The sequence below is a fragment of the Paenibacillus sp. J22FR21 genome (genome assembly GCF_056269135.1).
In genome coordinates, this window is sequence record NZ_JBWDNJ010000007.1 from 261,422 (window position 1) to 286,743 (window position 25,322).

The window sequence follows — 25,322 nt, forward strand, 5'->3', positions numbered from 1 at the left end:
AACGGTGAATGCTACGATAGCTTCAGGTTCAGGTTCGACTGGTGAAAGTTGAGGAGAGAGGGATGACAATCATGACGGCACAACGTTTGGACTTCATTGCTCCGAAGGAAGTTGCTTTTGTAGAGGTTGAGAATAGTCAGCTGGGAGCGAAGGAAGTCAGACTTACGACGCTGTACTCCGGCATTAGCGCCGGAACGCAATTGACGGCCTATCGCGGTATTAATCCTTTTGTGAAGAAACAGTTCAATCAAGAGCAGCGGATCTTCACGGAACGAGTCGAGGAAGAATCATCCTTGTATCCGGTGCGGGGATGCTGGGGATATGAAGAAGTCGGCGTCGTATCGGAAATCGGCTCGGCCGTTAGCGGCATTAAAGAAGGCGATGTCGTCTATGGCACATGGGGACATAAGAGTTCGCATGTTGTGAGTGAGGACTTCGCGCGCGATCATCTGCTGCCGCAAGGACTTGATCCATTGGCAGGCATTTATTCGCAAATGGGTGCAATTGCGCTGAATGCGATTCTGGACGCGGATATTCACGTCGGGGAAACGGTGGTCGTGTTCGGACAAGGCGTGCCCGGACAGCTTGTTGCTCAGCTGGCAAGGCTGAACGGAGCGGAAGTGATCGCGATCGATCTCGACGATTATCGGCTGGGGTTCTCCGAGCAATTCGGAGCCGCGCATACGATTAATTCGCGGAATTGCAGTGACGTTGCCAGCCGAGTTAAGGAGCTGACAGGCAGCAGAGGAGCAGATATCGCGATTGAAATTTCCGGCGCTTCCGGTGCGCTGCATGAAGCGATTCGCTCGGTCGTCTACAACGGCCGAGTGGTGACTGCCGGCTTCTATCAAGGCGGAGCGAAGGATCTCTACCTCGGAGAGGAGTTCCATCATAACCGCGTGCAGCTCATTGGCTCGCAGATCAGCGGCATCAACCTGCAGCTGACGAATCGCTGGGATCGGCTGCGGATGGAACGGACGATTATGGAGCTGGCATTATCCGGCCGCTTGAAGCTGGCGGAGCTTGTCACCCACCAAGTTCCGTTCGAACAAGCAGCAGATGCTTACCGAATGCTCGATGCCAACACGGAGAAGTCCTTGCAGGTGGTACTGAAGTTTTAAGGTTGTACTGAGAGAACTCCGGCGAGGTTGCCGGAGTTTTTGTTTAGGTGGGTGCTGGAGGGGGAGCTCTTGGTACCGATTCAAAACCAAACCCCCGGAAAAAACTCCCGTGGTTTTGAATCACCAGTGGACGGAAATCCCCCCGCAGCAGACAGTTTTCCCTCACGAGGTTAAGCCAGCTGTTTGTATAATAGAAGGACAACAGCCCATGCCTCATCCGGTGGGGCAGTGAGGAGTCTGACTATGAAGAACAATCATCCGTGGCTTCCGCTTATTGAGAAAGCATCGCTTCATATGCTGGAGCATGATTTGCACAGACGAACCGAGCTGCGGCAAGTGAACCGCAAGCTCCCTTTCTATATTGCTTCGTACATTAAAGAAGGCTCATGCAGGCTTCATATTGCGGGCCGCGATTATTTTGCCGGCCCCGGGGATGTCGTGCTGATTCCCCCATACGAGCTGCATGATCATGTGAAAGACACGAACGAGGAAACGGAATTTCTCTGGTGGCATTTTACGCTCCAGGTTGCGGGCTGCATCGATGCTTTGCAGGCTTTCCGTTTTCCGGTTATTTTTCGATTGCCGAAGCCGGAGCAGTTTGAATCCGTGTTCCACGAATACAGCCGAATCGCGGACGGGATGAGCTCGCTGTCAGGCAGTCTAATGAAGAAGGCCAAAGCGCTCGAGCTTGTCGCCATCCTAATCGACGCGGCCATTCATCATCCGGAAGTGCTGCTGAAAGCGGAGCATTCCGATCCGTTCATGAGCATGATGACGGAGCTGCTCGACAATCCGGAGCGCCGTATCGATCTTGCGGAGCTTGGCAAGCGTTACTATATGCATCCCACCTACATCGCGGAACGCTTCAAGAAGCTGTTCGGCATAACGCCGACAAGGCTTCAGCTGCAGCTCCGACTTCGCAGAGCGAAGCAGCTCCTGGAAACCGAGAGCCGTCCGATCACAGAAATCGCGAGGCTGACCGGTTATGAGGACATTGACGACTTCTCGCGCTTTTTCAAGAGCAAAACAGGCCTCTCCCCGCTCAAATACCGGACAAGCCGACTAGCGGGAGGGGCAGGCAGCCAATTCAACTAATTCATTGGAGGAATTATTAATATGCTTAAATCAATTCGAGTCGGTATTGCAGGCCTTGGCATGATGGGACAGAAGCACGCGATAAATTTGCTCAACATCCCCGGTGTTGAAGTGACCGCGGTTTGCGGAACAACGCTTGAGAAAGCGGAAGCTTTCGGGGAAGCACACACAGGTGGTGTGGCTAACGCGTATGCGGATTTCAACACCATGCTGGAGAAGGAACAGCTCGATGCTGTATATATCTGCCTCCCGCCTTATGCGCATCAGGGTCAAGTGGAAGCGGCGGCGAGCAAAGGCATCGCCGTATTCCTTGAGAAGCCCATTGCGCTTAATACTGAAATTGCCGAGCGAATGACTGCGGCTGTCGAGGGAGCAGGCGTCGTGTCACAGGTTGGCTACCACAACCGCTTCGGCGCTGCAGTTAAAGAACTGAAACGATTGATCGAAGACGGTACAGCCGGCATCCCAACGCTTTTCGATGGCCGTTACGATTGCAACTCACTGCACTCGTCTTGGTGGAGTGATCGTAATCTCTCGGGTGGACAGGTTTTCGAGCAGGTGATTCATACGTATGATTTGGCCATGTATTTCTTGGGTACGCCCGATAAAATCAGCGGTTTTACCGCGAATTTAAACCATCGCGAAGCTGAAGGTTATACGGTTGAGGATACGAGCGCTGCCGTTATTCGATTCCGCTCCGGAGCAATGGCATCCATAACGGCTTCCAATTGTGCCGTGCCGGGAGAATGGAACTGCAGCTTTACGGTCATTTGCAGCAACTTGACCGCTTATTTCACAAGCGCGAACGATGCGGAGTTTGTGTTTACCGGCGAATCAGAAATCTCGCGCCAAACCTTCGCTTCCGAGCTCGACGTTTATGAGGAGGAGACGGTTGCTTTCATAGCAGCGCTGCGCGGCGAAGGACCAGAGGTTTGTCCGATCCGAGAAGGGCTGCGAAGCTTACGACTCGTTGAGAATGTCATGCAGTCGGCCGATGATGACGGCAGACAAATCGCATACGTCGAATAAGAACGAATAATTAAGGGAAAAAGGTGTGTGTACACTCATGCAGGCAAAAGCGATTTGGTACGATGAGTCCGGACAAGGACGCAATCTCTATGCAAGGTTCAGACTGACACTGGATTTGAAAAGCAAACCGGAGAACGCGATTCTTCATTTATTCGCCGATACGACTTACCAGCTGTACATTAATGGTAAGTATGTCCGTTTGGGTTCGCTGCGATTCGATCCTCAGCATCCGGTGTACGATTCCCATGACTTAAGCAGCTTGCTTCATGAAGGTCGCAATGTGATTGCGGTCCAGGTCAATTATGTGGGGCACAAAACATTCATCACGATGCTGTCGCAAGCCGGTCTCACAGCTTGGGGTGAAGTTACCGTTGCAGGCGGCGAACGAATTGATCTTGCTACAGGAAGCGCAGCATGGCGAGCGTCCTCGGCTCCGGCTTATCGGTACGCGGCTAAATCGAGCCTGTTCTTGAAGGCCGGCGATCTCTACGATCAGCGTCTGGAGGAAGCAGGCGAGTGGAGCGGGATCGAATTCGACGACAGCAGCTGGCTGAGCGGCGTAGAGCTTGCGAATCAACAAGCTTGGGGAGAGCCCGAGGCACGGGGAATCCCGTATATGTCCGGAGAGCCGGTTCCGGTAGAACGCGTGCTGCATCTGATGCCGCTTGAGCCGCAGGAATTGCTCTGTTCGTTCAGCGTGCCGATGCCGCATGTGAATGAAATTCATGAGCCGGAGTTGACCAGCCGATTTATGGCGGTGAGGACGTGGATTTATTCGCCGGAGGACGTCTTCATTACGATGGGACTGTTCTATCAGAACAGCTGGATCAATGGGGAGGCGATTGCCAAAGGACTGTATGCCGATGACAAAAGCATGCGTCTGAATCACCGCGTAAGTCTGCGCAAAGGATGGAATGCTTATTTTGCCAAATGCGATTCGCTTCAAGATATGTATCACCATTACCTCGCGCTGCCCGAAGGCTTCGGGCTAGTCGTATCAGCGGATCGCGATCCGGAAGGTACGGTGCAGTTCCACCGTTCGCCGGTTGTCTCGCACGACCTGTACGCGTCTGCGTTGAGCGTCCGCGAGCTGCCTTTTGCGGCCAATGATGAGCTCACGGATGTTGGTGGCTGGATTGAAGTCACGGTACATGAGCATGGCGAAAGTCCGACGATGTCCACTGGATGGGACATTTACGGCAATGCTTTCGAATCGATCGAAGTCGACCAGTTGACCGATCGTGTCTTCTCCTTGGCTGACTACCCGAACGGCTTCTCTCTGCTGCTCGACTTAGGTCTGACTCGTCTTGTTCTTCCACGTGTTGTGCTTGAAGGCGCAGGAGGTGCGACGATAGACTTGACCTATGGCGAGCACTTGAACGCGGACGGTAAGCATCTGCGTCATTATCATTGGTATGGGCTTGGGGACAGGGCTTATGGGGATAAACGCTGCGCGCAATTGGATTGGCGGTTAACGCAGCCGCGGGGCTTCCGCTATGTGCAATTGACGGTGCGGAGTCCGAAGCAAGATGTGCTGCTGCGAGGTTTGGAGCTTGCTTCTGCCAGCTATCCGGTAGATACCAAAGGGACTTTCCGCTGCTCCGACCCGCTGCTTGAGCAGATCTGGGAGATGGGTGTTCGGACAGAAGCGGTTAATATGGAGGATGCTTATACAGACTGCGTGACGCGTGAGCGTGGGCAGTACATCCGCGATACGATTATCCAGTACCACAACAATTTAGCTGTTTTCGGTGATCATGCGCTTATGCGGCGCAGCCTTCAGCTTATGGGACAATCGCCCGATGCTACGGGCAAATTCAGAGCGGTTTACCCGAATACGGGCGACTATACGATTTCGGATTTTGCACTTAATGCACTGGAAGGTTTCTGGGCGTACTATGAGCAAACCGGCGATGGGGAGCTAGTAGAGACGTACTGGGCTGCCATTCAGCATAACTTGGCGTGGTTCCATGAGCTGGCCGATGAGCGTGAAGATCTGCTGCTCGATTCGGAGTGGGATGTGAAGCGCGGCATTAATGCGCATTACGGCGGCTTCCATGGCGACCTTGCTATTGTGAAAGGATACATGGAAATCACCGGTATTCACTGCGTGTTCAGCTGTACGTATTTGATCGCGCTGCGCGCCGCGGCGAAACTGGCCGGAGCTATTGGTCGCCAGGCGGAAGTAGGAGAACTGGAGCGCAGAATTGCGGTTGTAGAGCGAGCAATCCGCGATACATTCTGGGACGAGGAACGCGGCTGCTTCAGCGATAACGAGCAGAAGCTGTCTCATTCGGCGCATGCAAGCTTGTTCGCTGCACGGGCCGGCGTGCTGACGGCTGAGCAGCTGGAGCCGGTGCGAGCGCATGTACGCCGCGATCTCAAATCGCTGTTCGTGAACGGATATGGACCGGAGGATGGCGTGTATGTATCGCCGAGCTTCTCTTTTTATATTTTCGAAGGGCTGTATTTGATTGGTCTGACGGATACGGCGGAACGGATGATGCGTCAAGGTTGGGGCTGGTTCCTGCAGAAGGGGCTGAAGCAGACGCCGGAGTATTACGATCTGGGCCAAAGTCTATGCCACGCATGGTCGGCATGCCCAACTTACTTCATGTCCACGCATGTGCTGGGTGTTCATCTGCCGACGATCGAGAAGCCGAATGAGGTTGTCATTCATGTGCAGACTTCAGAGGTAACGGCAGCAGAAGGCGCTGTACCTCACGCGCTCGGACTGATAGAAGTAAAGTGGCATACCGACGAGCATGGAGCGCGCGTCTTCGACTATGTTCGTGTTCCGGAAGGTTTGCGAGCTACGATTGTGGAGTAGCGCGTTGAATATGTGATTGAGCGTATCTAACCGCATCTCAATTCATCTCATTTCACCTCAGCCGGGGACGGCTGGGGTGTTTTTGCGTACGAATCAGCTCGAACAAAAATGAAATGCTGCTCAAACTGCAACATTTGCCCAGCAAATCACACTCGGAAGCGGAGAATGTTGCTTGAAATGCAGCATTTTGCCGTCAAAGTGGCTCTTGGTGCCCAATATGAGTGGAATGTTGCATATTCAGCAGCATTTTGCCAGAAGTCTCGCACGCAAGCCGAAAATGTTGCATGAAACGCAGCATTTTGGCCGTCCACCGCCCTGCGGTTCGTTAGATTTTAAGGTGGGGAATCAGCCCCAATTGACCCCTACGGTTTGTTAGATTTTTAACGCCCCGCCGGTTCGTTAGCACATCTACCGTTACTCGCCGCCGATCTCCACTAAAATTTCTCCCCCTGTTTCAAGCGAAATGTCTCATACACATTTTGTCGTTTCAGGGTATGATAATAAGTTGGGAAGCAATTTTCCCATCAACGGGCTACACAGAGGCGAGAGAGGGATGATGGCTTACGAAGACGGACTTCTTACGACTTAGAAACGTAACGTTCAAGAACAGAATTATTATCATCTTCCTAATTAGCAGCTTGACCCCTTTTATTTGCTTGGGGTTTATTTCCTTCTACACGATAGATTCCATTATCAGCAATAAGGTAGAGAGTGCGCTTCAAAGCAATTTGAAGCAGGACTTGATGACGCTGGAGAATGCGATCAACAACTTAAACCATGTCTCTCAGCAGCTGGCATACGGCGGGGGCACGAACAGGCTTATTGAACAGCTCGCTGTCGAGAAAGAGCCATACGAACGGCTGAAGCTGATGAATGATATTAAGACGGAGCTGAATGTCATCTCCTTCTCCAATCCGAATGTCGGGTTAATGATGTTTTACGATCCCAAGAAGGACACGCATGATTTTGAAAATTTCAGAGTTCGCGGAACCTTCGCGCCGAAGCAGCTCCCGGTATTAGCCGAATTCCCGGAGATTACCTACTACGGGCCTTACAAAAGCTACAATGGCTCTATTAATCAATATGTGTTCAGTATCATGAGAAAAGTCAATTTGCTGGATCAGAACCTTTACTTATACATAGAGACAGGCCGGAGTGCCATCGAGTCGTTATTCGCCCCTCAGAATCGCAAAGAAAGCTCGCGCCGCCTGCTCATTCTCGATGATCAGCGCCGGATTGCATTCAGCGAGGTGCAGAACGCTTTTCCGGAGAATACGGTGTTTCCGGCGACGAATTCGGAGAAAATATCGGGATATCACGGTGATTATTTCTGGAATCGGGAGATCAGCAATCAAGGCTGGAGCATCGTCTCGGTTACACCGAGGAGTGAGCTGACGCAGGAGCGGAACCGGTGGTTGGTTCAGATTACAGGTATTTTCCTAGCCTTCTTTGTGGGTGCGGTCTTCTTCTCCTGGCTGCTCTGGAAGATGGTCTACCGACCGCTGGATAAGTTTAATATGGAGATTAAGTCCTTGATCCACTCCAATGTGAAGGAGCATACGGAGGTCACGCATATCCCGGAATTCGATTATTTGCTCTATCAGACGCGAAGCATGAAGGGGAAGATATGGGCCTTATATGAAGAAATCGAAGTGAAGGAGAAGCGGAGGGCGGATTTGGAGGTAGAGAAGCTGCTGTACCAGATCAATCCTCATTTTCTCATGAATACGCTGGATACCGTGCACTGGCTGGCCTTAATGAACGGACAGCATGAAATCGACAAGCTGGTGCTTTCCTTAAATAAATTGCTCTATTATAATCTTGGCAAAATGGGCGAGGTTTCCACGATCGGCGATGAGATTGACGCGCTGAAGGAATATTTGCAGCTGCAGCAAATTCGGTACGACTTCCAATTCGACGTCGATCTGGACGTGGACGAGAAGGCGCTGACGATTCCTTGCCCTCGGTTTCTCATGCAGCCATTAGTCGAGAATGCGCTCTATCATGGCGTAAGCGACGACGGTTATATCTATGTAGGCGTGGAATGGAATGAGCAAGCGCTGCAAATTACGATTCAAGATAATGGAGCGGGCATGCCGCAGGAAACGATCGATCGGCTGCTTGATGATGAGGCCAAAGACAGCCATAAGGTCGGCATGGGCATCGGCATGAGATATGTGAAGCGAATTCTGCAAGCCACTTACGGCGAGACGGCAGTGCTGGAAATCAGAAGCGAGATTGGGAAAGGGACGATTGTATCGCTTCGCCTCCCCATCTTAAGGAGTGGAATATAACGGATGATTCGCGTGTTGATCGTAGATGATGACAAGCTGGTACGCAAAGGTCTTGCTTCGGCCATGCCCTGGAAGGAGTTCGGGATGGAGGTCATAGGCGAGGCGAATAACGGTGAGAATGCGCTCAAAGTCATGGAAGAGAGCAAGGTCGATCTTCTGATTACGGACTTGTCTATGCCTGTCATGTCCGGCATCGAGCTGATGAGAATCGTTCGGCAGCAATATCCGCAAGTTCAGATTGTGGTGCTGACGCTTCATCAGGATTTCGAATATGTGCAGGAGGCCTTAAGGCTCGGAGCCATTGATTATATCGCGAAGGTGCAGCTGGAGAGAGAGCAGTTCGAGGAAGTATTGGGCAGAATCAAATCACTTATGGAGCAAAAGGAAGTCTCAAAGGCGGCAGCTGTACCGGATGAGGAAGCGGAACAAGCCGATGAATGGTTCGTGCTGTACTCGCTGCATCCGATGAACGATGATTCCAAGTCGGCGGCGGCGACTTATATCCTTCCTGATCAGGCGGTGGAAGCGGAGGCCGGCATCTGGTATTGGACCGGTAATCCGCCGGTGTCCTATCCGCCCGATCCCAATGCTGCACTGGTATGCTTTCAGAACTTAGCAGGCATCGACAAGAAGACGGTGCTGCAGCTCATTCGAGGGTATAGGAAGAGCGATTTGTTCTATGATTTTGACCCCACCGAATCTGTTCAGTTCGTGAACGCTGCCGAACTGTTGCATCGGGAGAAAGCGGACAGAAGCTTCGGTGTCGATCAGATTAAAGGAAAATGGTTATCTGCGGACTGGATCTATGAAGCAAGCGTATTTGAGTCGATGATTCAAGAGCTGAAGGGCTGCAAGATGCCGCCAATTCGGCTGGCCCGCATCTTCTTCTCGCTGTCTGACGAGTGGAACAGGCTGTATCAGCAGATTCTGTCTGAACCGATCTTGATCGAGGATTTCTTCTCCAGCTGGTTCCGGTTCGAGGAGTGGCTCACGGAAGTACGAGAACGGATTAGTGCCGCTAATACGAAGCCGCTGTTCTCCAAGGAGATCCAGAACAGCATCGTGAAAGCGATGAATTTGGCGCAGATGAACATCAGCGAGCCGATTGCGGCCGCTGATATTGCCGGGCAAGTTAACATGAGCAGCAGTTATTTCAGCCAATGCTTCAAGCAATACGTCGGTCAGACTTATTCGGACTATGTGCGTGATATCCGAATGGAGCGGGCTAAGGAGTATTTGCGCAACACGACCAAGACAATTCAGTGGGTCGCGGAGCAAATCGGCTATAACGACGAGAAATATTTCAGCCGGTTATTCCGGGAGCAGGTGGGGGTTCTGCCAAGCGAGTTCAGGCAGCTCTCGGAAGGCCGCACCAAATAGGGTAGAATGCGTACGAAAGATGGGTAGACATTTTTCGCACGCATTCTTTATTTTGCGAAGAATCGTCTACCTACTCGGGAATAGACCTCTAACTCAGGGAATGAAAGACCCATGCTATAGTGAATTTGTCAGAAACAAACAAATGAAATGTCCATGAGGGGGAGCAATATGAGAAAGGGTATCTTATCGACCATGGCTGTTCTGCTTGTAACGGCAAGTCTGGCCGCTTGCGGCAGCAACAACGATGGCAGCAACAATGATGCGCAGAGCAATAACAAGGCGCAGAACAACAAAGAAACGACAAACGCCAGCAACAACACACAAGCCAGCAATAATGCAGCCGCCAACACGGCAACCGACGAAGTGATCGATCCGTTCGCGAAATTCGCGGAGCCTACCGAGGTATCCATTGGCAGAGCCATTGACCCGAATTATAAGTTCGACGGCACGGATACAGCAGAAGACAATGTGTACACGCGCTGGCTGAAAGATAAATTCAACATCGTAACCAAGCATGCATGGGAAGCGGCTCAAGGCCCTGACTATCAGCAGAAGGTGAGTCTGGCGATCTCGAGTAATGACTTGCCGGATGCGATGGTCGTCAACGAAACGCAGCTGAGACAAATGGTTAAAGCCGGTCAGCTGGCAGATTTGAACGAAGTCTATGACAAATACGCAAGTCCGGAATTGAAGGCGGTTTACGATTCCAACCCGGGTCTGCTCGATGGCGTTACTTTTGACGGTAAGCTGTATGCCCTTCCGGAAACGACGCTTCCTTCCGCACCGCTGACTTGGATTCGCAAAGATTGGCTCGACAAGCTGGGACTGCAGCCGCCAAAATCATTGCAGGATCTGGAGACTATCGCCAAAGCGTTCATCGATAACAAGATGGGCGGAGACAAGACAGTTGGGATCGTAGGTACGCAGCAAGGCGGCACGCTTTACTCCACATTCCTGAATTCCACGGATCACTGGTATAACTTCTCTTCCTTATTCTTCGCTAACGATGCTTATCCGGGCATTTGGGTGAAAGACAAGGACGGCAATGCGGTATATGGTTCCACTACACCGGAGACGAAGCAAGCACTTGCCATGATGAAAGACTGGTACGCGAAGGGAATTCTGGACAAGGAATTAGGCGTTCGCAAGAGCACAGCCGAAGTTGTTGCAGCCGGACAAACGGGTATTTTCTTCGGACCATGGTGGTCTGCGTATAACAACATTCCGGACAACATTAAGAACGATCCGAAAGCAAACTGGAGACCGTATGCGGCGCCGCTTGATGCTGCAGGCAAATTCAACTCCAACCAGGCTACAGGAAGCAGCTATATCGTAATAAGCAAGAACGCAAAACACCCGGAAGCCATCGTGAAGATGACTTCGATTCACAAATGGGGCAAGGACGAGGAATTCAACAAGCTGACAGCAGGCAAGCAAATGACATCGCAAGAGGTACCTTTGTTCCTGATTCTTGGTGCCGGTGACCAGCTTGAGTATGCGGTAAACTCCCTGCGCAAACATTTGAAGGGTGAAATGAAGCTGGAAGATTTCGATCAAGTCAACTACGGCTGGGCTTATGAAATGGCGAAGCATGTGGATGCCATCAAGAAAGAACCATTCGACAGCTATGACATCGGCACATTCGACCAAGCAGCGGATCCTGGATTCTTCACTCATATCTATGCCCATCTGAACGGCGGTTCTACTTTCGTTGATGCGGATATCAACTGGGTACGAAGCATTGCTACGGCTCAAACGAAAACAATGGAATCGAGATGGACGAACCTCAAGAAAATGGAAGACGAAACCTTCCTCAAAATCATCATGGGCAGCGAAGAATTGGATGCCTTCGATACGTTCGTGACCAAATGGAAGGATCAAGGCGGCGACAAAATTACTGAAGAGGTTAACGAACTTAAATAGTTCGGAAGAAACGGCTGGCGCCGATCTGAATGGCGCAGTAAGTCTCTTTCAGAAAAAGGTCAAGACGGGTACTCGCTACTCGTCTTGACTTCCTAATAAGGGGAAATCAAGGATGCAGACCAACAAAGGATTCGCGAAACATTATTATCTCATGCTACTGCCCGGACTGGTTTGGTTGTTCTTCTATAATCTGTTTCCTATGTACGGCATCATGACGGCTTTCAAAGATTTCAATCCGGGTATGGGCATCTTAAAGTCTCCCTGGATCGGTTTAGAGAATTTTCAATATATGTTCGAGCTTGATGACAGCAAGATTATTTTCCGGAATACGATCTTCATTGCACTAGCCAAAATGGTAGGAAATCTCGTTGTTCCGCTGGCATTTGCGCTGATGCTGAATGAAGTAAAGAATAGAGTGTTTACCCGTGCGGTGCAAACGGTTGTGTATTTGCCGCATTTTCTGTCCTGGGTTATTGTTGCGGGCATGATGCTGGATATTTTCTCCTATTCGGGTCCCGTGAATCAGGTTTTAGCCAGCTTTGGGCTGGAAAAGGGGTTGTTTTTCGCAGATGCGCAGATTTTCCCGGTTCTCATTGTCGGAAGTGATGTGTGGAAGGAATTCGGCTTCAATGCCATTATTTTCTTCGCGGCGTTAACATCCATTAACCCCGAGATGTACGAGGCTGCTGCAATTGACGGAGCGTCCCAGTGGAAACGATTGACACGCATCACCCTTCCGAGCATTATACCGGTTGCTGTGCTTCTCGCAACGCTGAGCATGGGAAACATTCTAAATGCAGGCTTCGATCAAATCTTTAACTTATATAATCCAACGGTCTATTCATCCGGCGACATTATCGATACTTGGGTGTACCGGGCAGGACTCATTGATATGCAGTATGGCTTAGCAACGGCGGTGGGGCTATTGAAATCGGTTGTCGGATTCGTCTTAATTGCGGCTTCATACAGCTTGGCTTACCGGTTTGCCAACTACCGAATTTTCTAAGGTAAAGGATGAAAGCATGATGATTACCGAACGTTCAGCGGTTTCCAGACTTTTCAACGGATTGAATATCATACTCCTCTTGGCGATTATGCTCTTGTGCTTGTTGCCGGTCTGGTATACCTTATCCATTTCATTAAGCGATAAAGCTGCGGCGTCGGCTGGGCAAGTGTTCTTGTGGCCGAAAGGCTTCACGTTTGGTTCTTATGAGACGATCATGCAGGACGACCAATTTTTCAAATCGTTCTTTATTTCCGTGCAGCGCGTCCTCTACGGATCTGCCATCTCCTTCTTCGTTGTTCTCTTAATGGCCTATCCGCTTTCGAAGAACGGGAAGGAATTTAAATCCAGAAACGTGATCATGTGGCTTCTGGTCTTCGCGATGCTCTTCAACGGCGGCTTGGTGCCGTGGTATCTGACGATGAAATCGCTCGGCATGATCAACAGCATCTGGGGGTTGGTGCTTGGCGGGGGATTGCCGGTATTTAACGTCATTCTCGTCATGAACTACTTCCGGAACATGCCGAAGGAAGTGGAAGAATCCGCTTTAATGGACGGAGCGGGACCGTGGCGAATCCTGTTCAGCATCTTCTTGCCGCTCGCTATGCCGGTGCTTGCAACGGTGCTCGTTTTTACGATCGTGTACCATTGGAACGAGTTCTTCCAAGCGCTCGTGCTGATGAATAAATCGGTTCACTATCCGCTGCAATCCTACATCCGGCAGGTCGCGGTTGTAATCGATCCGACCAAGATGGATGAGGAATCGGTCAAACGAATGTCGGAGTTATCGAACCAGACGCTCAATGCGGCCAAAATCTTCATTTCCATGTTGCCGCTGCTCGTCATTTACCCGTTCTTGCAAAAGTATTTCGTCAAAGGGATCACCCTTGGCTCCGTAAAAGGTTAATCAATGAACGGATGGTGAGTCATAGTCATGAAGCGCTTTGTTGCTCTGCCTCTGGCGGTCTGTCTTCTTAGCTTGGTTTGCCTGGTTTCCGCCTGCAGCAGCTCGAATCGCGAAGCGGATAAACCGGTGGTGAAAGCTGTGGCTGATCAGAAGCAGGATAAGGACGAGAAACAAGAGCAGAAGAATCAAGGAACGGCGGTTCCCGACTGGTCAGAGAAGGCCGTGATGTACGAGGTTAACGTCAGACAGTACACGAAGGAAGGCACGTTCAAGGCATTCGAAGCCCATTTGCCGCGGCTCAAGGAGCTTGGCGTCGATATCTTATGGTTCATGCCCATTCACCCGATCTCCAAGAAGAACCGTAACGGAACGTTGGGATCCTATTATGCGGTCGATGATTATAAAGCGGTTAATCCCGAGTTCGGGACGGAGGCGGATTTCCGGGCACTGGTGAACAAGGCCCATGAAATGGGCTTCAAGGTCATGCTGGATTGGGTGGCTAATCATACGGGCTGGGACAATCCATGGACGGCGAATCCGGGCTGGTATTCGACGGATGAGAATGGCCATATCGTGCAGCCTGCTGGCACGAATTGGACGGATGTAGCGGATCTGAATTATGACAATGCGGATATGCAGACGGCCATGATCGATGCTCTGAAGTATTGGGTTGCCGAGTTCGATATCGACGGCTACCGCTGCGATTATGCCGGAGGCGTGCCAACGGCCTTCTGGGAGAAAGCGAAGGTGGAGCTGGAGCAGATCAAGCCGGTCTACATGCTGGCGGAGGATGATCAGCAGATTGGTCTGTTGAAGCATGCGTTCAATTCCAATTACGGCTGGCAGCTGTACAGCATGATGAACCGGATTGCCAAGGGACTTGGCAATGCGGAGCAAGTGAAGAAGTACGGGGAGCGGCTGGCGAAGACCTATCCGAGCGGTACCTATCCGCTGAACTTCACATCCAATCATGACGAGAATTCCTGGACGGGAACGGAATATGAACGGCTGAAGGATGCGGTGAAACCGATGGCGGCCCTCAGCTTCACCATGCCGGGCATGCCGTTGATCTACTCGGGACAGGAAGCCGGATTGAACAAGCGGCTCCAGTTCTTCGAGAAGGATGAAATTGCGTGGAACGATCTATCTATGTCGACGTTATACACGGAGCTTATTCGACTCAAGCATGACAATCCGGCGCTGTGGAACGGCACAGCAGGAGGAGCCTATAACAACTTAGCGGTTGGTGACAACGGTGATATTCTTGCTTTCGAGAGAACGAAAGACGCCAATACGGTCATCGTCGTTATGAATTTATCGGACGAAAGCGTGAAGAGCACGATCCAGGCGGGTGGAGTCGCTGGGAGTTATAAAGTGTTTCCTTCCGGGACAGCGGTGGATGTCCAATCAGAGCAGCCAGTCGAGTTAGCGCCATGGGAGTACCTGATCTACACGCGTTGAATGAATCGGAGTCCGGGGCTGCTCGGGCTCCGAGCTTTAGGAAGTTATGAATGCGGTTACATTTCGGATAAGGAGGTGGGGCCAGCAAGGTGAGAATGACGGCTAAGGTACTGCATTACATAGTTAGATGTGTTCCGCGGCTTGGATTGAAAACAATGAGGAGGCTTGTTAATGCGTAGTCGAAGCAAAATCTCTGTATATTTAATGGTTATGGCCCTTATCTTTTCCCAATTGGTTATCTTCCCGCATACGGCGAAAGCGGCCGGTGGACCTGACTTGGTGGTAACGGGCATCACATGGACGCCGGCCAACCCTGCCATTGGCAGCGAGGTGACTTTCAGCGCTACGATTAAGAATCAAGGTGCTGATCCGAGTCCGGCAGGCGTTGTGCATGGCGTGTTATTCGCCATTGACGGTACGTCCGTAAGCTGGAGCGACAATTATACCTCGTCCATCGCGGCGGGGGCATCCGTAACCGTAACGGCTACAGGAGGTCCGAGCGCTAAAGCCTCATGGACGGCTACATCCGGAACCCATACTGTAAGCGCGTATGTGGATGATGTGAACCGAATTACGGAATCGAATGAAAGCAACAATACATGGAGTCAAAGCATAACTTTATCCGGTTCGGGAACGCCTGACTTGGTCGTAACCGATGTTACTTGGTCGCCGGCTTCTCCTCAGACTGGAAACGAAGTGACATTCAGTGCTGTCATTAAGAACCAAGGAACAGCAGCAACATCAGCGGGTACGATTCACGGCGTATTGTTTACCGTAGATGGGACATCCGTGAACTGGAGCGATAATTATACCTCTTCCTTAGCAGTAGGTGCGTCCGTTACGGTAACGGCCACGGGAGGTCCAAGCAGCAAGGCTTCGTGGACTGCGGCATCCGGTACTCATACCGTGAGAGCTTTTATTGATGACGTGAACCGAATTGCGGAATCCAATGAGTCGAACAATACGTTTGACAAAATCATTACAACCGGAGCTGGCGCAGGGACAGCGGACCTCGTCGTAACGGATGTTTCCTGGTCACCGGCTTCCCCTCTGACAGGCAATGAAGTGACGTTCAGCGCGGTTATTAAGAACCAAGGAACCGCTGCTACGCCTGCAGGTACGATTCACGGCGTCGTTTTCTCCATTAACGGTACATCCGTAAACTGGAGTGACAACTACACTTCCTCGATACCGGCGGGCAGCTCCGTCACGGTAACGGCTACAGGAGGACCGAATACCAAAGCTACTTGGACGGCAGTGGCCGGCACGCAGACTGTTAGAGCTTTTGTGGATGATATCAACCGAATAACGGAATCAAATGATAACAATAACACCCTCGATGAAAGCATCCTAGTGAGCGTACCTAGCAAGCCTGACCTCGTCGTAACGGATGTTACGTGGTCGCCGGCCGCTCCTGCTGCAGGGAATGCCGTAACATTCAGCGCAGTCGTGAAGAATCAGGGGACAGCTGCTACAGCTGCCGGAACGGCGAGCAATGTGTCTTTCTTTGTAAACGGTACCAAAGTGAGCTCGGTCATTAACTACACTACATCCATTGCAGCAGGCGCTTCCGTAACCCTCACGCAAAACTCCGGATCATGGGCAGCCGTAAACGGCATTCATACCGTAAACGCTGTCGTTGACGAGACGTCGCTGATCAGCGAGCTGGATGAGAACAACAACAGCTACAGCAAGAGTCTCACAATCGGCGTCGTTCAGAACTATGGCGCAACCGTGCCTTACGACAGCTATGAAGCGGAGAACTTAACGATCGTCGGCGGATCCGTGACAGGTCCAAGCACAACATGGACGACGGCAGAATCGGAAGCATCGGGCAGAAAAGCAGTACGCCTGGCTCAAGGGCAATCCGTTGAACTAACGCTGAGTAATCCTGCACAAGGCATTGTAGTGCGATACTCGATGCCGGATAGTGCAACGGGTTCGGATATTTCTCAAAATATCAGCCTCTATGCGGGCACTGCCCATGCTGCGGATATTTCGTTAACAAACCGATACGCCCACCAGTATGGACAATATGGCTCTGACGGCGCTGAAATGCAGTGGTCGAATACGCCGGGCATCAACCACCATCGCTATTTTGACGAAAGTCGCGTGCTTCTGGGTCAGCAATATGCAGCAGGTACGAAGATCAAGCTGCAGTGGGATGCGAATGATTCCAATCCTTCCGGAAACACCTATGTACTGATTGATTTCATTGAAACAGAAGCAGTTCCAGCGGCACTTACAAAGCCTTCGGATTATGTGTCGATTACGAATTATGGGGCAACGGCCAATGACGGCGTAGACGATACGGCAGCTATGACCTCGGCGATTGCGGCTGTGAACGGAACTTCCATTAAAGGCGTATGGATCCCTGAGGGTACCTTCGACTTCAAAACAGGAACAAGAGGCACGACCAAAATCAAACTGCCAAGCGGCGTGTCCGTTAAGGGTGCAGGTATGTGGCGCTCGACGCTGCAAGGCGCGTATGCGGGGATTCTTCTGCAAGGTGGGAATGTAACGCTCGCTGACTTCATGATCAAGGCGGAGGAAACCTATCGCTCGAACGCTACTGGTATTGCCGGTATTGAAGGAAATGCACTCAACTCTACGATTATGAATATCTGGATGGAGCACACGAAGGTCGGTCTTTGGTTGAACGAAGGCACGGCAAATGCGTTGGTTTCCAAACTAAGGGTACGGGACACTTGGGCGGATGGAATCAACATCAACGGAGGCACGATCAATACGATTGTGGAACAAAGCAACTTCCGTAACAATGGCGACGACGGTATGGCCATGTGGTCCAAATCGCTTAATGGCGGCACGGGAACCGTTGAAAGCAGCACATTCCGCTATAACACGGTGCAGATCCCGAACCTTGCGAACGGCATCGGCATCTATGGCGGCAAGAACAACACGGTAAGCAATAATCTCATCCTCGATACGATTGATAACGGTTCAGGCATCCAGTTTGGTACGAATCATAGTCCAACAGCGTTCACTGGCACGCTTACGATTACGAATAACAAGCTTGTTCGCAGCGGCTCCTATCATCATGATTATGGCTACCAAATCGGAGCAATCTGGGGGTACTGGGTCAATAATAATGGTCTTGCTTCTGGATTGACCGTCAATGTAAGCAGCAATGTGATCGACAGCAGCACGTATTCAGGTGTATTCATCGAGGAACCAAGCGGGGGCGCAGTCGTGAATTACACGTCCAATACGATCAACAATTCGGGCACTTATGGAGTTTATGTAAGAGGCTCCGCGAATGGATCGGCAGCGTTCAACACGAATACGGTTAATGTCGCTCCATCCGGTAAGTTCAAGAATGATTCGGCGAGCTTTACAGCAACGGGCTCGGGGAACAATTGGTAGGCTTCTTGGCAGATTAGAGTGATGGAACAGGCCGGCGCCTTTAGGGTGTCGGCTTGTTTTATTTTGTTGAGGGAGAAGAGGTTAATGGATAGCAAGGAAAGTCAATAGGATGCAATAGTATCGCTCATGCGGCGATTGTACAATTAGTAGGAAATGTAAGCTTTAGGAGAAAACTTAATCAGAGAGGAAAGATGACATGAAGAAGCGAATAGGCGCCTTTGCAATGGCGATGATGATGCTTGCACCTATGAATACATTCGCGGCCGATGCTGTGGCTGCCTCATCGGAGGGTGTAGTTTACGGTAACAATCTTGTTCCTAACGGCGATTTTGAAAGCGGTGCCATTGATTGGCCGAACTGGGTCAATATTAATATCGGCAAGGAAGCTCCACACGGGAAAGAGCAGGCGTTGAAGATCCCAGCCGGCTTTGGCATCACTGGGCTCGATTTCGGTGCGCTTGAACCGAACCGGACGTATCGTTTCGGTGCCTGGTACAAGTTCGTGAATGGGGATGCTGGCGGTAATTTGAAGCTGACGCTTGGCAAGAGCTTCTCGAAGCAGCTTGATTTTACGGAGAATGACGGGGAGTATCACTATATTGAAACGATCTTTACCGCACCGGCTGAGCTGATGCCAACCTCGAATTCGAATCTAACGCTCGTGAAGTGGTCGGGCGCGGATTTCTATCTCGATGATGTGGTGCTGGAGAAGGTTTCGAGCGCGGAGGATGTGAAGAAAGAGGCCATTGCGCCTTCCTTCCTGCATGCGACGGACAATTCGGAAACCGCGGTTGATCTGGTGTGGGAGAAGCCTCAAGGGAATCCGGCCGTGAAGTATACCGTTTATCAGGATGATAAGGCAGTCGGCGATACGGCGAATACATCGTTTACGGTGAAGGGGCTAGAGGCTGGCGGCGTCTATAACTTTAAGGTTGTTGCGGCAAAGGAGAGCCTGACTTCTTTTGCAACGAATACGCTTAATGTGCATACGGTAACTCCCCTACCTGCGCTGACGAAAGAGCTGTATCCGGGCCAAATCGGTGTCGGTCTGGAAGGGCTCGGCGGGCGTGGATATGAGTTCGCGGATGCGGCCAAAACGCTGCGGCAATGGGTGAAAGCGGACGGCAGCGAAGGCGTGAAGGTGGATGCGAATGGCTGGCCGAAGGAGGATGCGGCGACCGTATTCTTCGACCATCGTCCGGTTGCGGCGTGGTTGAATGATATTGATGACCCAACGAAGCAATTCCCGGATATCAGCGGCGTGTACAAGCTGTCTTTCAAAGGACAAGCGGTGCTGGGCAATGTGGATGCTTCGAGTCCGTTTGCTGTCGAGAATCAGAAGTATGACAAGAAGACGAACACGACGACGGCAGATATCGTACTGGCCAAAGGCAGCGGCCTGCTGTTTATGAGCTTCACGAAGACAAGCGGCGGCGTGAGTGATTTGAAGTTAATGCGTCCGGGTTATTCTGCCGACGCTACGTTCACGAAGGAGTTTCTGCAGGCGCTTCAGCCGTTCGGCACGCTTCGTTTCATGGATTGGCTGAGCACCAACAATAACAATCCGGCTTATCCGGCGGTTACGGAGTGGAGCGATCGCAAGCTGACGACAGACGCGACGCAGCTGCTTCAAGATGGGACGCATGGTGTGGCATGGGAGTACGTGATTGCGCTAGCTAACCAAACTGGGAAGGACATTTGGATCAACATCCCGGTTGCGGCAAGCGATGACTATGTGAAATCGCTGGCGACGCTGCTCAAAGCGAAGCTGAACCCGGGCATCAAAATCTATTTGGAGTACTCCAATGAAGTGTGGAACGATCTGTTCACGCAGCAGGCTTACAACAAAGCCGCGGCTATCGCTGAAGGGGCGAAAGAGGGATCGGTGCTGAGTCAGTATACGATGCAATCGTATTTTGACGACCCGAATGATGGCGATTATACGCCGCAGAAGCGTTCATGGACGCGCCACCGGATTGCGCAGCGCTTGATTGAGATCGGGCAGCAATTCCAGACCGTCTTCGGCGAAGACTCGCTGAACACGCGGGTTAGACCGGTACTTAGCTGGTTTGCGATTATTCCGGATCAGTATGAGGATATGCTGAACTGGGTCAGCAAAGTTTACGGCGATCCGAAGAACTATTTCTACGCGATTGCCAGCGCCCCGTACTTTAACTCAAGCGCGGCAAGCGACGCGGCATCGACAACCGAGGTACTGACGGCGATGCAGGAAGACAGCAAACGGTTCAGCAGTCCGGATGGAACGAAGCAGGAACTGATTAGCTTGGCGGACCAGTATGGCCTCAAATCGTACACGTATGAAGGCGGCCCGGACTCGGGAGGCGGAAGTACGATTAATGTGGAGAATCGTATCGCTGCACATCGTTCGGAGCGCATGGGCGATCTCGTGAGGTATGATGTCGGCAACAACTTCTTGGATAAGAACGGCGACATGTTCATGTACTTCACGTTGACGAGCGGCTATAACCGTTACGGTATGTGGGGCGCGTCCGAGGATATCCTCGACAATCTGGACACGCCTAAATATGAGGCGCTGACTTCGCTGCTTGGCACTGATGTACAGCCGTTCAGCGACGTGGCGAAATCTCACTTTGCTTATGAGTCTGTGAAATCGCTGTTTGCTGCTCATATCGTGACAGGTGAGAATGAAAGCTTCCTTCCGAAGCGCGTGCTGACGGGCGGCGAGCTGGAAACGATGCTGAATCGCTTAGGGACGTATGTGCAGTCGCGTTCGGTCGCAGCGCTTGCCGATTATACGGCTGCGAATTTGGACGACGGCACTGTAACTCGCGGGCAGCTGGCCGTGCTGCTGGTGCAGGCTTATGAGGCAGGCACGGGTAGGAAGGTGAAGCATCCTGAAGCGGTGGTGCTGAAGGATGCGAAGCAAGTGAAGGTTGACGCGCTGCCTTCGGTTGAGGCGGCAGTCGCAACCGGCCTCATGTCGGCAGACGGCGGCAAGTTTAAGCCGCAGGCGAAAGTTACCCGCGCGGAAGCGGCAGTCGCGCTTGCGAGATTGCTCGAATACGTGCGTTAAGGCGAGGTAGTCTGAGGGAACGGAATGGGATGACGGAACGGACAAGTTAACCGGTAACGGTTGGCTTGTCCGTTTTTCTTTGGTGAGCGGATATATCGCCTACAGGGAAGAAAACAAATGTAAATGGAATGCAACGGATGTCAATATTGACGCATAGTACCGCGGCGGGGCAGTTGCTACAATCAAGTTAAAGCTACACGTTAGTGTGAAGTTCAGGGATGGAAGGGATGAGAGGCTACAATGGTTTTGGCTAATGACAGCAGTTCGGATTGGTCGAACGGGAGAGGGGCACGCCGTCCGTTAACATGGGGGTATGCGCTCGTGTGGTATCACGGATTTAGTCGGCAGGGAGACGACTCGGTGCTGGGGAAGCTCGATTTCTTGAAGCGGCATGGGCTTGTCACGACCGGCATAGACTTGAGTGAAATGGCAAATATGGACGAGGCACGCCGCGATTACATAGGGGAAGAGCTGGTGAAACACGGGCTTCAGCTGACGCCGCACATCGGTTTTAACTACTTAAACGCCGGCAGAGAAGAGCGAGAACGGGAGACGGAGCGCATCGCGGAGCAGCTCCGACTCTACTTGCCACTTATGAGAGGTCAAATCGCAACGACAGGGATGCGAGCCGGGCATCGGTTTGACCGTGTAATGCCGCTCGAGGACAAGCTGGCTCGTATATCGGAAGCGATGGCGCCACTCGCGGTTATTTGCTCGGAGCTGGGTGCACCGCTAAGCGTGGAAAATCATGGCGACTACTACATCGCCGACTTGGTGAAGCTGTGCCAAGCGACCAAACAGCTCTACATTTACTTGGATACCGGCAACACCTACTTAATCGGGGAACGTCCGCTTCCTGCTTTTGAACTGGCAGCACCTTACACAATCGGCACGCATTTCAAGGATCATATCGTAAGACCGCGTCCGGACGTTTATCCGCTTCAATTCGAAGTGAAAGGCGCAGCGCTTGGCGACGGCGACGTTCCCCTGCGCGAGTGCTACGAGCTGCTTATGAAGCACGCACCGCTAAAAGATAAGCTGGTCATGGAAGTCGAGATGATTAGCCCAATGGATATGGATCCCCAGCTGTGTCTGGAGCGCTCCCTTCGATTCATTCAATCGCTTGAACCTATTGCCAAAGGAGAGATTATGCCATGAGTGAAGCTAAGTTACGCGCAGTCGTTATCGGCTGCCGAATGGGGTTAAACCATGCGAAAGCTGTCGCCTCGCTGTCCGAGTTTGAGCTTGCCGGCTTATGCGATCTGAGTGCGGACACGGCTCGTGATGCCGCTGCCCAAACAGGCGGCTCCGCAGCCATTTATACCGATTTCACACTTATGCTGCAAGAATTACAGCCGGATGTTGTCATCATCGCAACACCAACAGGCTCTCACGCCCGTCTGACTATCATGGCCGCGGAAGCGGGTGTGAAAGCCGTTTACTGCGAGAAACCGATGGCCGTTAATATGGGGGATGCCCGCAAAATGATGGAAGTGTGTAATGCTAACGATACTCTGCTCATTATCGGCCACCAAAGACGTATGTCCGCGCCGTTCATGACTATGCGCAGATTAATTCAAGAAGGTGCAATCGGTAAGCCGCGCCTTCTGCGTGCAACTTGCGCGGGTGATTTCTTAAGCGATGGCACGCATAGCGTAGATATCCTGCTCAGTCTCACAGGCGACGAGAAAGTGAAATGGGTGCTTGCCGCCATGTTCAGACAAGACGTAGAGCCGGGTTTGCCGGATCAGTACGATTATGCCATCTTTACTGGCCGACGGTACGGACATGCGGTAGAAAGCGGCATGATGGTGACGCTCGAATTCGAAAGCGGCATCCGCGCGGAATTTCTAACAGGCGATGCGAGACTGCCGGGCAGCGACTACCAAGACATTGAGGCTATCGGCGATCAAGGTCGCCTGTGGCGTGCCGGGGATAGCGCAAGCCCGCAGGTGCAAATTCAAGATGCACAGGCCGGAGGTTTCCGCGCTGCCGAACTGGACGCGCCGGATGACTTCAACGATGGACTCCCAGGCGTGTTCCGTCAGTTGGCCATCTCCATGCAAACCGGCGCTCCTCATCCGCTCGCAGCATCGACTGCGCTTAATGTAATGGAGGTCGTGATGGCCGCATACGAATCGGCAAGACTTGGACGCAGAATCGAGCTGCCGCTGAACCAGGACCGATTCCCGCTAGATATTATGCTGGAAAGTACGGTGACGGCGCCATGAGCATCATTGCATGCTCCACCTCCGTTCGCTGCGGTTCCGGCTTTGAAGAAGCACTGGCATCCATTTCTTCAGCAGGCTTCCAATACGTGGACATTCTCACCATCGACGGCTGGGTTCATGTCCATACGAGCGAACTTATAACCGAACACAGCCTGGCCCAGCAAATTAACCGCACTAAGCAGCTGCTAGCTCAATATAACCTGCAGCCTGTGGCTGCCAACAGCGGCGTATCCCCGCAGCTTCATGACCGTTCGCCCGAAGCCATAACACGCAGAAAGGCGGAAACGGCCGGCCTAATGCAGTGGATGAAGGCGCTGGGCATCAACATCGCAGCGATCCAGCCGCGGCAGCCCGATCGTTCCCGTCCTTGGGAAGTGGTGCTTAGCGATTGCATCGCATCGCTCCGAGAGCAGCTGCAAATTGCAAATGCAGAAGGCATCCAGATGGCGCTGGAGTTCCACGTAAACAGTCCATTCGAGACGATGGAGCAGTGCTTGCGTTTGATGGAGTTGATGCCAGAGCTGCCGATCGTTTATGATCCGACCCATTTTGTCATGCAGGGGGTACCGCTCGAAGAGACGTTTGTATTCCTTAATCGGGCAGCTCATGTCCATCTGCGGGATGCGGCTAAGGATCAGATGCAGGTTCGTTTTGGCGCTGGTGATGTCGATTTCGAGCGGATCCTAAGTGAGCTGAAGCAGCGCGGTTATCAAGGCGGATTCTCCATCGAATACTTACAGACGGATCAATTTGACGTGATGGAAGATGCCGTTCAGCTTTATGCTCGCATTAAAGAAGCTTTTCCGGCGGTAACGATGTAGCAATAGCAAGGGCAAACCCATGGACGATGTTCATGGGTTTTTCGATGTAGAGGAAATTACATAATGCTACCGAATGTATGGGGATAGAATGGGAATAGCTGGATGGAGGCGAGATTATAATGGCAGAGGCCCGAACAGACCGGTACAACTCAGACGTTATTCATTCGTTGAAGGAGCATCGGACAAGGTCGCCGAATATTTTCTCGAGTTTGCAACGGAGGGCTTCAACCAGATCACGCTGCATCATTTGCTGACGCATCGCTCGGGTTTGCAGGCGGACGATATCTTCAGCAACAATTAACGAATCCTTATGCCGCTTGGGATGACGATGACTGCATTCAAGCTTCCGCCAGAGCATGAACCGCTTGTTTCGCTAGTATTTCCTCGGGAAGCAGACTGGCTGGATTCGCCGCTTTTTCGCAGTGGGACTATACCTATGGCTTGCGGCGGGTTATTATCTACTTTGGACGATATATTGAAGATGGGCGAGATGCTCCTGAACAATGGCGTATTTGACGGAAAACATATCCTGAGCGAGCAGCTCGTTCGGCAAATGACAGCGGAAGGACTCGGCCTGTTCTTGGACGGCGAGCGCATCGGCACGATGTCGGCGCGTACTTTCTCTCACCACGGATACGGCTGGTCGATGTTCACTGTCGATCATGAGCAGAAGTTGGTTGCGGTCGTATTCGTTCCGGGCATTGAGAACTTTGTAGCGGAGTCGCTGCGTCCGACCATGACCATTATCGGGTCCGGGGTCCAGTAGTATACAGCAATATCGTAAGTCT

Annotated in this window: 17 protein-coding genes; all 17 read left to right on the forward strand. The window is 51.9% G+C overall.

Translation table 11 applies throughout. The annotated features are described in order from the left end of the window. Positions 1–62: 62 nt before the first annotated feature. Complete coding sequence (locus AC0YNS_RS24340; RefSeq protein ID WP_475783532.1) at positions 63–1,121, forward strand: zinc-dependent alcohol dehydrogenase; 1,059 nt, start codon at positions 63–65, stop codon at positions 1,119–1,121. A gap of 243 nt (positions 1,122–1,364) precedes the next feature. Beyond that, a complete protein-coding gene (locus AC0YNS_RS24345) occupies positions 1,365–2,216 on the forward strand; it encodes a helix-turn-helix transcriptional regulator (protein WP_475783533.1) in 852 nt (283 codons plus the stop codon). Positions 2,217–2,237: 21 nt separating this feature from the next. Next, positions 2,238–3,245 (forward strand): Gfo/Idh/MocA family protein, encoded by a 1,008-nt coding sequence (locus tag AC0YNS_RS24350; protein ID WP_475783534.1) that lies wholly within the window; start codon positions 2,238–2,240, stop codon positions 3,243–3,245. A 37-nt stretch (positions 3,246–3,282) separates the two neighbouring features. Further along, positions 3,283–6,075, forward strand: coding sequence for an alpha-L-rhamnosidase-related protein (locus AC0YNS_RS24355; RefSeq protein WP_475783535.1), 2,793 nt, complete (start codon positions 3,283–3,285; stop codon positions 6,073–6,075). Between the two features lie 638 nt (positions 6,076–6,713). Next, positions 6,714–8,369: a sensor histidine kinase gene (locus AC0YNS_RS24360; RefSeq protein WP_475783536.1), complete on the forward strand. Its 1,656-nt coding sequence runs from the start codon at positions 6,714–6,716 to the stop codon at positions 8,367–8,369. A 3-nt stretch (positions 8,370–8,372) separates the two neighbouring features. Beyond that, a complete protein-coding gene (locus AC0YNS_RS24365) occupies positions 8,373–9,749 on the forward strand; it encodes a response regulator transcription factor (RefSeq protein WP_475783537.1) in 1,377 nt (458 codons plus the stop codon). 168 nt (positions 9,750–9,917) lie between these two features. Continuing rightward, positions 9,918–11,672 carry an extracellular solute-binding protein gene (locus tag AC0YNS_RS24370; RefSeq protein ID WP_475783538.1) on the forward strand — a complete coding sequence of 585 codons (1,755 nt, stop codon included), beginning with the start codon at positions 9,918–9,920 and terminating at the stop codon, positions 11,670–11,672. A 112-nt stretch (positions 11,673–11,784) separates the two neighbouring features. Further along, the gene (locus tag AC0YNS_RS24375) at positions 11,785–12,678 is read left to right on the forward strand and encodes an ABC transporter permease (RefSeq protein ID WP_475783539.1); all 894 of its coding nucleotides are present in this window, start codon (positions 11,785–11,787) and stop codon (positions 12,676–12,678) included. A gap of 19 nt (positions 12,679–12,697) precedes the next feature. Beyond that, positions 12,698–13,582 carry a carbohydrate ABC transporter permease gene (locus AC0YNS_RS24380; RefSeq protein WP_475783638.1) on the forward strand — a complete coding sequence of 295 codons (885 nt, stop codon included), beginning with the start codon at positions 12,698–12,700 and terminating at the stop codon, positions 13,580–13,582. Positions 13,583–13,609: 27 nt separating this feature from the next. Next, entirely contained in the window at positions 13,610–15,043 is a 1,434-nt protein-coding gene (locus tag AC0YNS_RS24385) for an alpha-amylase family glycosyl hydrolase (RefSeq protein ID WP_475783540.1), read from the forward strand. 171 nt (positions 15,044–15,214) lie between these two features. Then, on the forward strand, positions 15,215–18,427 hold the full coding sequence (locus AC0YNS_RS24390) for a CARDB domain-containing protein (RefSeq protein ID WP_475783541.1): 3,213 nt from the start codon (positions 15,215–15,217) through the stop codon (positions 18,425–18,427). Between the two features lie 196 nt (positions 18,428–18,623). Next, positions 18,624–21,482: an S-layer homology domain-containing protein gene (locus tag AC0YNS_RS24395; RefSeq protein WP_475783542.1), complete on the forward strand. Its 2,859-nt coding sequence runs from the start codon at positions 18,624–18,626 to the stop codon at positions 21,480–21,482. A gap of 240 nt (positions 21,483–21,722) precedes the next feature. Next, a complete protein-coding gene (locus AC0YNS_RS24400) occupies positions 21,723–22,640 on the forward strand; it encodes a sugar phosphate isomerase/epimerase family protein (RefSeq protein WP_475783543.1) in 918 nt (305 codons plus the stop codon). Then, positions 22,637–23,713: a Gfo/Idh/MocA family protein gene (locus tag AC0YNS_RS24405; protein ID WP_475783544.1), complete on the forward strand. Its 1,077-nt coding sequence runs from the start codon at positions 22,637–22,639 to the stop codon at positions 23,711–23,713. Before AC0YNS_RS24400 ends, AC0YNS_RS24405 begins: the two co-directional genes overlap by 4 nt. Beyond that, on the forward strand, positions 23,710–24,534 hold the full coding sequence (locus AC0YNS_RS24410; RefSeq protein ID WP_475783545.1) for a sugar phosphate isomerase/epimerase family protein: 825 nt from the start codon (positions 23,710–23,712) through the stop codon (positions 24,532–24,534). The genes AC0YNS_RS24405 and AC0YNS_RS24410 overlap by 4 nt, the downstream gene beginning before the upstream one ends. A gap of 88 nt (positions 24,535–24,622) precedes the next feature. Continuing rightward, positions 24,623–24,835: a serine hydrolase gene (locus AC0YNS_RS24415; protein ID WP_475783546.1), complete on the forward strand. Its 213-nt coding sequence runs from the start codon at positions 24,623–24,625 to the stop codon at positions 24,833–24,835. Positions 24,836–24,844: 9 nt separating this feature from the next. After that, positions 24,845–25,300, forward strand: coding sequence for a serine hydrolase domain-containing protein (locus AC0YNS_RS24420; RefSeq protein WP_475783547.1), 456 nt, complete (start codon positions 24,845–24,847; stop codon positions 25,298–25,300). The last annotated feature ends 22 nt before the right edge of the window (positions 25,301–25,322 follow it).

Coding starts and splice junctions, on each gene's coding strand:
- AC0YNS_RS24340 (WP_475783532.1), top strand. CDS start 63: ATGACAATCATGACGGCACAACGTTTGGACTTCATTGCTCCGAAGGAA.
- AC0YNS_RS24345 (WP_475783533.1), top strand. CDS start 1,365: ATGAAGAACAATCATCCGTGGCTTCCGCTTATTGAGAAAGCATCGCTT.
- AC0YNS_RS24350 (WP_475783534.1), top strand. CDS start 2,238: ATGCTTAAATCAATTCGAGTCGGTATTGCAGGCCTTGGCATGATGGGA.
- AC0YNS_RS24355 (WP_475783535.1), top strand. CDS start 3,283: ATGCAGGCAAAAGCGATTTGGTACGATGAGTCCGGACAAGGACGCAAT.
- AC0YNS_RS24365 (WP_475783537.1), top strand. CDS start 8,373: ATGATTCGCGTGTTGATCGTAGATGATGACAAGCTGGTACGCAAAGGT.
- AC0YNS_RS24370 (WP_475783538.1), top strand. CDS start 9,918: ATGAGAAAGGGTATCTTATCGACCATGGCTGTTCTGCTTGTAACGGCA.
- AC0YNS_RS24375 (WP_475783539.1), top strand. CDS start 11,785: ATGCAGACCAACAAAGGATTCGCGAAACATTATTATCTCATGCTACTG.
- AC0YNS_RS24380 (WP_475783638.1), top strand. CDS start 12,698: ATGATTACCGAACGTTCAGCGGTTTCCAGACTTTTCAACGGATTGAAT.
- AC0YNS_RS24385 (WP_475783540.1), top strand. CDS start 13,610: ATGAAGCGCTTTGTTGCTCTGCCTCTGGCGGTCTGTCTTCTTAGCTTG.
- AC0YNS_RS24390 (WP_475783541.1), top strand. CDS start 15,215: ATGCGTAGTCGAAGCAAAATCTCTGTATATTTAATGGTTATGGCCCTT.
- AC0YNS_RS24395 (WP_475783542.1), top strand. CDS start 18,624: ATGAAGAAGCGAATAGGCGCCTTTGCAATGGCGATGATGATGCTTGCA.
- AC0YNS_RS24400 (WP_475783543.1), top strand. CDS start 21,723: ATGGTTTTGGCTAATGACAGCAGTTCGGATTGGTCGAACGGGAGAGGG.
- AC0YNS_RS24405 (WP_475783544.1), top strand. CDS start 22,637: ATGAGTGAAGCTAAGTTACGCGCAGTCGTTATCGGCTGCCGAATGGGG.
- AC0YNS_RS24410 (WP_475783545.1), top strand. CDS start 23,710: ATGAGCATCATTGCATGCTCCACCTCCGTTCGCTGCGGTTCCGGCTTT.
- AC0YNS_RS24415 (WP_475783546.1), top strand. CDS start 24,623: ATGGGAATAGCTGGATGGAGGCGAGATTATAATGGCAGAGGCCCGAAC.
- AC0YNS_RS24420 (WP_475783547.1), top strand. CDS start 24,845: ATGCCGCTTGGGATGACGATGACTGCATTCAAGCTTCCGCCAGAGCAT.